Origin of the sequence: uncultured Fretibacterium sp., assembly GCF_938040765.1 — a bacterium.
Classification (GTDB): Bacteria; Synergistota; Synergistia; order Synergistales; family Aminobacteriaceae; genus CAJPSE01.
On the sequence record NZ_CALIAA010000106.1, the window covers coordinates 1 to 12,080 of the forward strand.

A 12,080-nucleotide genomic window follows, 5' to 3' on the forward strand; every position below is an offset into this window, starting at 1 on the left:
TCCTCACCAGGTACGAGCCGAGTTGGTCGCTTAGTTGCTTCACCAGGGGCCTTATCAGGGGCTTCATCAACGTGTAACGCAAGTTGTGCCAAAGAAGCGGTACTACATACTATGTCTGTCAATGTCGATCACTTATGCCCTGTTTATCGTCAATGAGGACAAGATACGTCGAAACAATCGTATGATTGAGATCACTCAGGTACAATACGAGCGTATGGCGGATTGTCTCCCCGCCCATCGAAGCAATGTCGCTGACGACAACCTTAAAGTGCTCAATGCCATTCTGTATGTTGTGGTAGATGGGTGTAAATGGAGGAGGTTCCCGGAAAGGTTTGGGAACTGGCATACTATCTGCATGCGCATGAACCGATGGTACAAGTCCGGCGTTCGGGACAAGGTTTTTGAACGCCTGCAACATGAGCGTCTTCTCCGCATGAGGCTTGAAGCGGATAAACAAAATCCTCTCCCGCAAATGCCGTGAAGGGAAAGCGAGGAAGAGGATTTTGTCCGCCGCCCGGCATCGGGCAGAAGATGGCGCGGGGAGGATCAGGGAGCGGTCTTCCCCCGCAGGGCGGACTCGAGCGACGTTCGAGCGGAGAGGAGAAGGCGCCTGGACTCCTCCGTGTCCGCCAGGGCGCCCTCGTCCCGGCGCAGCCGTTCCAGGAGCCGCTCGATGTCGTCCAGGACGCCCGGGATCTCGGCCTGCGGGGTCCTGACAGCAGCGGCGGGCTTGGCTTCGGCTTCCATGGTGGCAGTGGAGGCGCCCGGCTCGATCGAGAATTCCTGCCCCAGGGCCGGGACGATTCCCCTCATGCCCCGTTCCCTCAGCGCGGCGGAAAGGGCCTGGGAGGCCTTCGGCTCCCCATGCGTGACGAAAAACAGGGGGTTCGTCGTGTAGGGGCCCCCCCACGCGAGGAGGTCGTCGCGATCCCCATGCGCGGAGAACCCGCCGATCGTGTGCACCTGAGCCTTGACGATCACGTCCTCCCCCGCGATCCGAAGCTCGGTCTCCCCGTCGACGATACGCCTCCCCAGGGTCCCGTAAGCCTGATAGCCCACGAAGACGATGTGGTTCCTGGGATTCCAGGCCCCATGCTTCAGGTGGTGCACGATGCGTCCGCCCGTGCACATCCCGCTCCCGGCGATGACGATGCCGAAGGGGACTTCGTTGATCTTCTGCGACTCCTCCGGGGTCGATACGTTCTTGAACCCCCTCGGGGAGAAGAGGTCCACCCCCGCCGCAGCATGGCGCCGGACCTCGCCAGAGAGCGTGTCGCCGTACATGCGGTAGAGCTCCGTGGCGCGGACCCCCATGGGGGAGTCGAAGAAAATCGGGATCTCGGGAAGCAGACCCTCGATCTGCATCAGGGAGAGCTCGAAGAGGAGACGCTGGGCCCGGTCCACGACGAAACTGGGGATCAGGACCTTGCCCCGGTCCTTCAGGGCCGTCAAAATGACGCTGCGGAACTCCTCCCGCGTCGCCGCGTCGTCCTTATGCAGGTGGTCGCCGTAGGTCGACTCGACGAGGACATAGTCCGCCTCCCGGATTGCCGAGGGGGCCCGGTCCACCGCGGGGAACTGCTGCCCGAGGTCGCCGCTGAAGACGAGGCGCGTCGCCCTGTCCCCCTCGCTCAGTTTGAAGGCGATGGAGGAGCTTCCCAGGATATGCCCCGCGTCGTGCAGGGAGAAGGACACGCCATCCACGGCAGCGGTCTCCGTATCCCAATCCGTCGGCCTCAGGAGCTTCAGGGCCTTATCGACGTCCTTCTCGTCGTAGAGAGGAACGACCGGCGGCAGCCCCCGGCGGACGGCCTTGCGGGTCCGCCACTCCGCCTCCTCCTTCATCAGACGGACGGAGTCGTTCCAGAGTATCTCCACCAGACGGGCCGTGGCGGGCGTCGTCCAGACGGGCCCCGCGAACCCCTTTCGGACGAGATACGGGATGCGCCCGGAGTGGTCCATGTGGGCGTGGGTCAGAAATACCGCGTCCAGCCCCTCGACGGGGAACGGAAAGGGCTCCCGGTTCCGCTCGTCCTCGTTCGCCCCCTGGTGGACGCCGCAGTCCACGAGAAAGCGACGATCCCCGCACTCCACCTCGTAACAGGACCCCGTAACCTCGCCCGCAGCGCCCCAGAAACGTATCCTCATCGTATTGTATTCCCCCTATGCCGGCGAAACGGCGCCCTTCGGCAGGAGACACAGGACGCGAGTCCCCTCGCCAGGCCTCGAACGGACCTCCAGACGCCCCCCCATGAGGGACATCCGCTCCGTCATGTTGGCGAGCCCCCGATGCCCCTCGAGCCTCAGGACCTCATGGTCCACCTCGGCATCGAAACCGCTGCCGTTGTCCTGAATGTCCAGGATGATCCTTCCATCCTTTTCGCAGACCTGGGCCTGGACCTCCGTGGCATTTCCGTGCCGGACCGCGTTGGAGACCGCCTCCTGAAAGATGCGGACAAAGGCCAAGGTCTGCTCCGGCTCCAGGTCTATGCCCTCGTCGATGTCCGCGGCGACCCGGATGTCGTAGTTCTGCGAGAGCCTCTCCGCCAGCTCGGTCAGGGCCTGAGACAACCCCAGATCCATCCACGGCGGCGCCAGCTCGTCACAGAGCCCACGCAGCTCCCGGACGACGGACTTGGCGAGAAGCTCCGTCTTCTTGATGCGCGTCTGGGGGGCCTCCTCCTCGAGGGACATGTGAATCTGCTGCAGCAGCGCCGTGATATCCTGCAAGGGCCCGTCGTGGATCTCCCGCGCCATGTCCATCCGTTCCTTCTCCTGAACCCGGACGATGTCGCGCACGTAGCGGTTGCGCAGCTTGTCGCGCTCCACGGCCGCCTGAGCGAAGCGCATCAGGGCGCTGTGGACGCTCTCGATCTCCTTGACCGACCCCGGCCCCAGGCGATTGGGAATGTCCTTCCCGACCCGGAGGTCGTCGATCTCGGCGACGAGAGCCTGAAGGGGGGAGACGAGGCGGCTCCAGAGCAGGCGGATGGCCCAGAAACTGCCCAAGGTCATCAGCACGATCAGGACCGGCCACAGGCGCCCCGCCGTGACGAGCCCCCCCAGAAGCTGGTCCCAGGAGACCGCGGCGACGACGTACCCCTGGCCCCGGCTGACCGGGTAGATCGCCAGGGTATACTGGGCCCCCTGCTTGTCCTCCACCCGGGTCGCCGTCCCGATCGGGAGGTTGTCGTGCCAGATGGCCGCGATATTCATGGCGCCAGGCGAGGCCGTGATGATCTTTCCGTCGGCGCCGATGTGCGCCACCCAGCCCGGGATGGACGGCCCCCAGGAGAAGATGTTGTACCGAGCCGCGTCCCCCAGGTACTCCAGCGGAAATTCCCAGAGCCGGACGTTCGACCCCAGCCGATAGGCCGTGCTCTCGGCCAGGTCCTGAACGTAGGACCGCACGGCCGCCTCCATCGCCCTCTCCTGACTGACCAGGGCGAAGGCCGCCAGCAGGATGACGGCCACGGAGGGCAGGATCAGGGCGCACAACAGAAAGGCCAAAAAGTGGTTCTTCGGCCTCAGCGAGTTGAAAACGGTTTTGCGGACCCGCTTCAGCATGAGGCGTGTCCCCTACTTCTCGTCCTCCAGGAGCTCCTCCAGGGTGACGACCCCGTACTTGAGGGCCAGCAGCAGGGCCTCCGTCTTGTTCTTAGAGCCCAGCTTGTCGTAGATGGAGGCCAGGTGGGTCTGGACCGTGCGCTCGCTGATGAAGAGACGGCTCGCGACCTCCTTGCTGGAGAGCCCCTTGGCCGCCAGCAGGAGGACCTCACGCTCCCGCGCGGAGAGCTGCTCCGGGTCGAAGTCCCGCTCCCCCATGACCGAGGCGACCTCGGGATCCAGGTAAAGCCCTCCCTTGGAGACCGTCGCGATCGCCGCGGTGAGCTCCTTCGGGCTGACGGTCTTGAGGACGAACCCCCGCGCCCCTGCGCGCAGCGAGGCCATGACGTACTGCTGCGCATCGTAGGAGGTCAGCATGATGGTGGCCGTGGAAAGCCCCTCGGCCTTGACCTTCTGCGCAACCGAGACGCCGTCCATGCCCGGCATCCTGATGTCCAGCAGGGCCACGTCGGGCTTGAGCTCCCGGATCATCTCCCAGGCCTTCACCCCATCCTCCGCCTCCCCGACGAGATCGAGCGAGTTCTCCCGCCGCAAAAACTCCGCAATGCCCGCCCTCGTCAGAGGGTGGTCGTCCGCCAAAACGATCCTGACTGCCATCGACATCGTCCCCTTCGTCATAATTGATATCTGTCGTAAAGTTTTTACAGACTACCCGCCCCCGCCGCCCCGGGCAAGGGCAAAGCTACGGAAGGACGCCCCCGCCGATTCCATTTCAAAACCATTTGTAGACCAGGCGGCTTTTGCAGGCCCCAGTGGATAAGCAGACAACCGGCGAAGTACGAGCCGAGTTGGTCGCTTATGAGCGAGATAGCAAATCTCTGATTTGCGTTTTCGAGCTCAGGGGGTTCATCGGGTTCTTCACCGGGCGTACAAAGAGGTACATCAAGCAAGGCGAGCAAAAACAACGACGTATCATTTGGAATCAGAGCCCAACGTCCTTCTCGATGGGCCTCAGCGCCAGGATCGTCTCCTCGATCACCGTGTCGAGGGGCAGCCCCATCCGTTCGGCTCCGGCGCTGATGATCTCCCGATTGACCCCGCGCGCAAACGCCTTGTCCTTCCATTTTTTCTTGACGGATTTGAGCTCCAGGTCGGAGAGGGAGCGCGAGGGGCGCACCAGCCCGGCCGTGATGATCAGGCCCGTGAGCTCGTCGATGGTGAAGAGGGTCCGCTCCATGTCGTTGGCGGGCTCGACGTCCGTGCAGATGCCATAGCCATGGGATTGGACCGCGTGGATGATGTCCTCGTCGATCCCCTCCTCGCGGAGCAGCTCCGGCGCCAGGTGGCAGTGGCGTTCCGGGGCGTCGGACGTCATCTCCCAGTCGATATCGTGCAGAATGCCGACGACGCCCCAGAGGTCCTCGTCGGCGCCGGCCCTGCGCGCGAAGTGGCGCATGGTCCCCTCGACGGCCAGCGCGTGACGAACGTGCGTCTCGTCCTTGTTGTGTTTCCTTAGAATACGGAGCGCAGTCTCTCGATCAGGTCTCATGGTGTCCTCCCCCAACTCGTCAAAATCATGATTTCCAAACCCAAGCAAAGCGCAGGACGGCCATAGCGGCGTCCTCTCCGACCCCGCCGCAGCGCACGGCCCCGCGCGTCCCTCCTTTGCCGCCCTTTTTCCGCACCGGAGGAACGGCTTGGGGCATCAAGGTGTATTATAGTATTTCGGTCCGGCCCCGTATGAGGGATTTTCCCGACGGAGGATCGAAAGAGATCTCCGAACGCCGGGCCGACGCGTCGGGAAAAGCAGACGAGAAATGCCCTGAAAGGACTGATGCCGTTTGAACCGATCGCGACGCCCCGCCCTGCTGGCTGGCATCGCACTGTTTCTTTGCCTCGAATGGGGCCCCCTCAACGCCGAAAGGGCCCGATGGGGCATTGCCTCCGGGGATCCCTTCGTCCGGGAGATCGCCCTGACCTTCGACGACGGGCCGCGGGAACACGGAATGCAGGAGCTGATGGCCGCCATGGCGCCGTTCGGCGTCCACGGGACGTTCTTTTTGGTGGGCAAGTTCGCCGACCGTTATGCAGGCATCACCCTGGCGCTCCAAGAGGCCGGTCACGACCTGGAGAACCACAGCTTCACGCACCCGAAGCTCTACACCCTCTGGGTGGAGAAGATCATGAGGGAGACGGAGCGGTGCAACGAGGTCATCGAGGGGCTCGGGATCAGGAAACCCCGCTTCATGCGGCCGCCCGGCGGCTCCTACAACCTGAAGATCCTCAACGCCATGCGGCGCATGGATATGCGCCTGGGGCTCTGGAACATCAACAGCGCCGACTACACGGGAAAATCGGCTGGTGAGATCGCGGCCTTCGTCCTGCGCAAGGCCTCCCCCGGCGCCATCGTCCTGATGCACTCGGGGGTCCCCGCGACCGCAGAAGCGCTGCCCGAGATCCTGCGCGGGCTCGGAGAACGCGGCTATCGTTTCGTAAGCGTTCAGGACCTCTGGAACTGCGGGGCCATTTAGGGAAGCGCCGATTCGGTCGACGTTCCCCTTTCGATACACTTCGATACGCATCGATCTGACGCACGGCACTTTTCCTCGGATGGAAGGAAGGACAGGAAGGAGCAATCGAGACGTGTTTACGGTGAAGGAGGCGCGTCCCGGCGACGCCCTGAAGGGCATCGCCCGCATGAATCCCGCGGACATGGACGTACTGGGCCTGTCGGAGGGGCAGATCATCGAAATTGTGGGAAAGAAGGTCACGGCGGCCCGGGTGCGGGCATGCGAGGAGGACTGCGCGGAGCACGTGCTGCAGATCGACGGACTGACGCGCGAGAACGCCCTCGTGTCGCTGGAGGATACCGTAAACGTGAGGCCGGCGACACACCACTTCGCCGGAAGCATCACCCTGCAGCCCCTCTCCGCGAGGGCCCTGACGGACAAGGAGGGGGACTCGGCCTACATCCTGTCCCTGCTGGAGGGGCAGCCCCTGACGGCAGGGGACCGCGTCCGCCTGAACCTCTTCGGGACCCGAATCTGCGACTTTCTGGTCTCCGAGACGACCCCCGGGGGCACGGTAGTCGTGAGCAAGTCCACGTACCTGAACCGACTCAAACCCGCAAAGGTCGCCCAGCCCCGCAAAATCTCCTACGAGGACATCGGCGGGCTGGGGTTCCAGATCCGCAGGGTGCGCGAGATGATCGAGCTGCCCCTGCGATTTCCTCAGGTGTTCGAACGGCTCGGGATCCAGCCGCCCAAGGGGGTGCTCCTCTACGGCCCGCCCGGCACGGGCAAGACCGTCATCGCCCGGGCCGTGGCGAACGAGACCGACGCATGGTTCACCCACATCTCCGGCCCCGAGATCATCGGGAAATTCTACGGGGAGAGCGAGGAGCGCCTGCGCAACATCTTCGAGGAGGCCCAGAGCCGCTCCCCCTCCATCATCTTCATCGACGAGATCGACGCCATCGCCCCGAAGCGCGAGGACATGGGGGGCGAGAAGCAGGTGGAGCGCCGGGTCGTGGCTCAGCTGCTGGCGCTGATGGACGGCCTCGAGTCGCGCGGGCAGATCGTCGTCATCGGGGCCACGAACATCCCCAACTCCCTGGACCCGGCCCTGCGCCGCCCGGGGCGCTTCGACCGCGAGATCTCCGTGCCGATCCCCGACCGCAAGGGACGGCTCGAGATCCTCCAGATCCACACGCGCGGCATGCCGCTCGCGGAGGACGTCGATCTCAAGCGCGTGGCCGACCTCTCCCACGGGTTCGTCGGCGCGGACCTCGAGGCGCTGGCCAAGGAGGCCGCGATGGCCTGCGTCCGGGACATCCTCCCCTACGTCAACCTCCATACGCAGGATATCCCCTACGAGAAGGTCGCCTCCCTCGAGGTGCGGATGAGCCATTTCATGGCGGCCCTGATGGAGATAGACCCCTCGGCGATCCGGGAGGTCTTCGTGGAGATCCCCGACGTGTCCTGGGAGGATATCGGCGGGCTGGAGAACGTGAAGGAGGAGCTCATCCAGGCCGTGAGCTGGCCCCTCCGGCACGCGGAAGTTTTCGAGCGCTACTCGGTCCAGCCGACGCGGGGCATCATGCTCCACGGCCCCTCCGGCACGGGAAAGACGCTCCTGGCCAAGGCCCTGGCCAAGGAGAGCGGGGTCAACTTCATCTCGGTCAAGGGGCCCTCCCTGATGTCCCGCTACGTGGGCGAGTCGGAGCGGGCGATCCGGGAGGTCTTCAGGACGGCACGCCAGGCTGCCCCCTCCATCCTCTACTTCGACGAGATCGAGTCCCTGATCCCCATCCGCGGCCGCGAGGCCGGGGGATCGGCCTTCACCGAGCGGGTGATCGGGCAGTTCATGTCGGAGATGAGCGGGATCGAGGACCTCCAGGGCGTCGTCGTCCTGGCGACGACGAACCGGCTGGACCTGGTGGACCCCGCCCTGCTGGTCGCGGGGCGCTTCGACCTGGTGCTGGAGCTCCCCCTGCCCGACGCGGCGGCCCGGGAGTCGATCTTCCGCATCGAGCTGCGCCAAAAACCCCTGGCCCCGGACGTCGACGTCAAGAACCTCGCGGCCCTCACCGAGGGAGCGAGCGGCGCGGACATCGCCTTCGTCTGCCGCAAGGCGACGACCGAGGCCCTCAAGGCGCATCTGAAGAGGGAGGGGAGCTCTCTCTGCCTGGAGCGGGCCCATTTCGACGCCGCGCTCGGAGAACTGCAGAAGCGCAAGCGCTGAGAGACCGCTTCGAGCAAAACGGCGGAGGTCCCCAAACAGGAGGCCTCCGCCGTTCGTCTCATCGCCGATCCCGGCCCGCCAAAGCCGGGCCGGGATCTCCCTCGCCGGGAGCGTTCATTGGGAAGCCTTCACGACGTCCAGGACGACCTTCCGCAGATCCGGATCCTCGAGGGCCAGCTGGACGTTGGCGGCAAGCCAGCCCTTCTGGGTTCCGCAGTCGAACCGGCGGCCCTGATAGACGACACCCCAGACCGGCTCCGTCTCCGTAAGCCGGCGCAGCGCGTCGGTCAGCTGGATCTCGCCGCCCGCCCCCAGGCGTCCCTCCGCCAGCAGGGGGAACACGGACGGCGAGAGGACGTAGCGTCCCATGATGGCGTACTCGCCGGGCGCCTCGTCCACGGAGGGCTTCTCCACCATGTCGAGGATGCGGTGGATCCCCCCCTCGACCACCTCCGACCTGACGATGCCGTAGCGGGACACGTCCCCGCGGGGCACGCGCTCCAGCGCGACCACCGTCCCCCCCAGCCTGTCGTGGACGTCGATCAGCTGAGACATGACCGGGACGTCCCCGACGAAGACGTCGTCCGGCAGCACGACGCCGAAGTACTCCCCGCGGCAGAAGGGCTCCCCGCACAGCACGGCATGCCCCAGCCCGAGAGGCTCCCTCTGCCGGACATAAAGGATCTCGGCGAGGTTCGAGATCCCCACCACCATGTCGTGGAGCTCGTCCTTGCCCCGGGCCTTGAGCAGCTGCTCCAGCTCGAAGGAACGGTCGAAGTAGTCCTCGATCGACCGCTTGGCCCGTCCCGTGATCATGATGATGTCGGAACAACCCGAGGCCAGGGCCTCCTCGACGCCATAGGAGATGATGGGCCGATTCACCAACGGCAGCATCTCCTTGGCTATTTCCTTGGTCACGGGAAGGAAACGGGTCCCCAACCCCGCGACGGGGAAAAGACACTTCGTCACCTTCGCCTTCTCCCTCCCGCACACTTCATGCATCTCCTGAGTTCCCATGCAGATCGATTCTCTCTTTCGTGTTAAAAATTCGTGCTCGGCCGAGGCCGGGCCGTTCCTCCCGGGCCCCGTTCCTCAGCAATACGCCTTCAGGCGCGCGATGAGCCGTTCGGAGACCTCGTCGACGAGGGGCTCATCCCTGGCCTCGACCAGTATCCTCAGGAGCGGCTCCGTCCCCGACGGCCTCACGAGCACACGCCCCCGGCCGCACATCTCCTGCTGGACCTCCTCGGCGATCTCCCCCACGCGCTCCATATCCAGCCTGCATCCGGGGGCCAGGGTCAGGTTGGACAGTTTCTGGGGATAACGACCGAAGCGGTCGACCAGGGTGTCCACATCCTCGCCCAGGTCCTTCAGGGCGTTCAACAGGAGGAGCGCGGTACAGAGCCCGTCCCCCGTCCGCGTAAAGGCATCCGCGATGATATGGCCGGACTGCTCCCCCCCCAGTCGGGCCCGGCTGCGTCTCATGGCCTCCAGCACATAGCGGTCCCCGACGGGACAGCGAAAGACCTTGATCCCCTCCCGCCCCAGATGCTCCTCGAGGGCCATGTTGCTCATCACCGTGACGACGACGCCGCTTCCCAGCATCTCCTTTTTGGAGAGCCAGCGGGCCAGCACCCAGATGGCGATATCCCCGTCGATCAGACGCCCCCCGGAGTCCGTCATCAGGGCCCTGTCCGCGTCGCCGTCGAAGGCGAACCCCATGTCGCAGGCGTATTCCGTGACGTAATTGCCCAAGTGGCGCATGTGGATGACCCCAACGCCCTCGTTGATGTTGAGCCCATCGGGATCGGCTCCGATGAGGGGCCACCTGCTCCCGATCCGCTCGAGCAGCGCGGGCATCACCGCTCCCGCGGCGCCGTGCGCGCAGTCGAAGGCGATCTTCATGGGGATGGCTTCCGCGTGCGGCAGCAGGGACGCCAGGTGCTCCACGTAGCTGTGCACCAGGTGCGGCATCTGGCGGATCTCGCCGATCGAGGCCCCGGTCGGCCGCCAGTCGTCCGTGAGGTTGTCCCCGAGATATTCCTCGATGGCCAGCTCCGACCCGTCGGAAAGCTTGCACCCGTTACGGTCCAGAAACTTGATGCCGTTGTACTCGGCCGGGTTGTGCGAGGCGCTGATCACCGCGCCCCCGTCCGCCGCCAGATGCTGCACGGCGTAGCTGACCCCCGGGGTCGGGATGATCCCCGCGGAGAGGACCTCGGCCCCGGCGGAGGTCATCCCCGCCGAGAGCGCCCCCTCCAGCATCATGCCGGAGCGCCGCGTGTCCCGTCCCAGGACGATGCGCGGGCGCGGCACGCCCCGCTCCGCGAGGAACAGGATGAACACCCTCCCCAGGCGCAAGGCCATCTCCGGCGTCATTCCTCCGCGGTTCGCAACGTCCCGAACCCCATCCGTCCCAAACAGAACCCTCTTGTTTTTCATCAGCTCACCGTCCCGCCGAACCCTCCACCGCCGTTACGGTCACGGTGGGAGGTTCGATTTTTACGACCTTCAAATCCTTCGAGGCGATCTCCGTCCTGACGGGCAGAGCCGCGGAGTCCACAAAGATGCTGGATACGTCGACGTAAGCCTGAAGCCCCACGTCGCCGGGATGAATATCCGCCATCCTGGAGGGCGTACCTTCGACCGTCACGACGACGGACGGGGGCGTGATCGCCCAGCCCGCCGCCGCCTCCCCCTGCCTGAGGGTCACGGGGACGTTGGGGAACTGCGTGGTGGCCCTGACCGGCTCCAGCTGCACCGACAGGCGCACCGATTTCAGGTCGACGACCGAGACCCCCCTCACGTCGGGGGCCTTCAGGGGGACGACCAGGTGCTGATCGGCCGAGATCCAGGATATGTCCACCGTCTCGGTGTCCACCGCCGAGATCCGGGCCAGCCGCGCGGCGGTCCCCTCGACCTGAACCTCCGAGGGCTCCGTCACGACGGCCTTGACCTCGAAGTCCGAGGACGGCTTGCCGGTCAGCCGGACGTTGACGGGGACCTTTTTCTTGGGAAGCCCCCGGACCAGCGCCCCCTTCATCCTGACCTGCGTGGGCTCCAGGTTCACCTCGTCCTCGAAGGGCTCCGACTGGGAGAGTTTGACGGGCAAAAACAGCTCCTTGCCGGACTGAAGTTCCTGGACGGTCGGCTGAACCTGGACCGCGCCTATCTTGGAGATGTCCTTCTCGCCGCCGCGGACGGCCACCTCCTTCGGGACGATCTCGACGCCCTCCAGATACTGGCCGTCCGGGATGTCCTGAGGCAGGGCGACCTCGACGGTCATGAGGCGCACGACCTGACGCAGCAGGTCCACGACGACCTGCGAGGGGGTGGAGGAGACCAGGGATACGCGGGGGGGGAGATTGACCTTGACCTCCTGCGTATACTTCTTTCCCGGCGACAGGTCCCTGAGGTCCACGACGCAGGAGATGGAGTCGTAGTCCAAGCGGGCCATGACCTCCTCCAGGCCCCGGACCTCGATATTGACCTCGGACACCTTGTTGCGGAGCGTCGCCTGAGGGTCGAGCGAGCGGTACTCGATCGGGCACGAGAACTGCCGCGTCACGTACCCCCCGCCGTCCGATTCCGTGACGTAAAACCACATCAGCAGGGCCGCCGCCACGGAGATGGCCCACAGACACCACGGAGAGGTGAGGATTTCGTCAATGTTCTTCGATGAGATCATGGCTCAGGCACCCTTCTTCCAGGACGCGGGCAAAGGCTCCGGGACGGGGCCGGATATTTCCCCAACCGATCTTCCCCACGTT

General features: G+C 65.1%; 10 protein-coding genes. 3 read left to right on the forward strand and 7 right to left on the reverse strand.

The annotated features are described in order from the left end of the window. The first annotated feature begins 181 nt into the window (after positions 1-181). Complete coding sequence (locus Q0176_RS11205; protein ID WP_366797132.1) at positions 182-481, forward strand: transposase; 300 nt, start codon at positions 182-184, stop codon at positions 479-481. 65 nt (positions 482-546) lie between these two features. Here Q0176_RS11205 and Q0176_RS03890 read toward each other — a convergent pair whose 3' ends face one another. The 4 genes from Q0176_RS03890 to Q0176_RS03905 all read right to left on the reverse strand — a co-directional run bounded on the left by Q0176_RS03890 (position 547) and on the right by Q0176_RS03905 (position 5,116). Continuing rightward, positions 547-2,148, reverse strand: coding sequence for an MBL fold metallo-hydrolase (locus Q0176_RS03890; protein ID WP_299299425.1), 1,602 nt, complete (start codon positions 2,146-2,148; stop codon positions 547-549). Between the two features lie 15 nt (positions 2,149-2,163). Then, positions 2,164-3,567, reverse strand: coding sequence for a sensor histidine kinase (locus Q0176_RS03895; RefSeq protein WP_299299427.1), 1,404 nt, complete (start codon positions 3,565-3,567; stop codon positions 2,164-2,166). A gap of 12 nt (positions 3,568-3,579) precedes the next feature. Beyond that, the gene (locus Q0176_RS03900; RefSeq protein ID WP_299299429.1) at positions 3,580-4,224 is read right to left on the reverse strand and encodes a response regulator transcription factor; all 645 of its coding nucleotides are present in this window, start codon (positions 4,222-4,224) and stop codon (positions 3,580-3,582) included. A 325-nt stretch (positions 4,225-4,549) separates the two neighbouring features. Further along, positions 4,550-5,116 (reverse strand): HDIG domain-containing metalloprotein, encoded by a 567-nt coding sequence (locus Q0176_RS03905; RefSeq protein WP_299299431.1) that lies wholly within the window; start codon positions 5,114-5,116, stop codon positions 4,550-4,552. A 292-nt stretch (positions 5,117-5,408) separates the two neighbouring features. On the opposite strand from Q0176_RS03905, the gene Q0176_RS03910 reads away from it, so the two are divergent. Further along, positions 5,409-6,098: a polysaccharide deacetylase family protein gene (locus tag Q0176_RS03910; protein WP_299299433.1), complete on the forward strand. Its 690-nt coding sequence runs from the start codon at positions 5,409-5,411 to the stop codon at positions 6,096-6,098. 112 nt (positions 6,099-6,210) lie between these two features. After that, positions 6,211-8,310 carry a CDC48 family AAA ATPase gene (locus Q0176_RS03915; RefSeq protein ID WP_299299435.1) on the forward strand — a complete coding sequence of 700 codons (2,100 nt, stop codon included), beginning with the start codon at positions 6,211-6,213 and terminating at the stop codon, positions 8,308-8,310. Between the two features lie 114 nt (positions 8,311-8,424). Here Q0176_RS03915 and galU read toward each other — a convergent pair whose 3' ends face one another. The 3 genes from galU to Q0176_RS03930 form a co-directional block, all read right to left on the reverse strand. After that, the gene (gene galU / locus Q0176_RS03920; RefSeq protein ID WP_299299437.1) at positions 8,425-9,279 is read right to left on the reverse strand and encodes a UTP--glucose-1-phosphate uridylyltransferase GalU; all 855 of its coding nucleotides are present in this window, start codon (positions 9,277-9,279) and stop codon (positions 8,425-8,427) included. 123 nt (positions 9,280-9,402) lie between these two features. After that, the gene (glmM, locus tag Q0176_RS03925) at positions 9,403-10,752 is read right to left on the reverse strand and encodes a phosphoglucosamine mutase (RefSeq protein WP_299299439.1); all 1,350 of its coding nucleotides are present in this window, start codon (positions 10,750-10,752) and stop codon (positions 9,403-9,405) included. Positions 10,753-10,756: 4 nt separating this feature from the next. Beyond that, positions 10,757-11,998: a CdaR family protein gene (locus Q0176_RS03930; RefSeq protein ID WP_299299441.1), complete on the reverse strand. Its 1,242-nt coding sequence runs from the start codon at positions 11,996-11,998 to the stop codon at positions 10,757-10,759. Between the last annotated feature and the right edge of the window lie 82 nt (positions 11,999-12,080).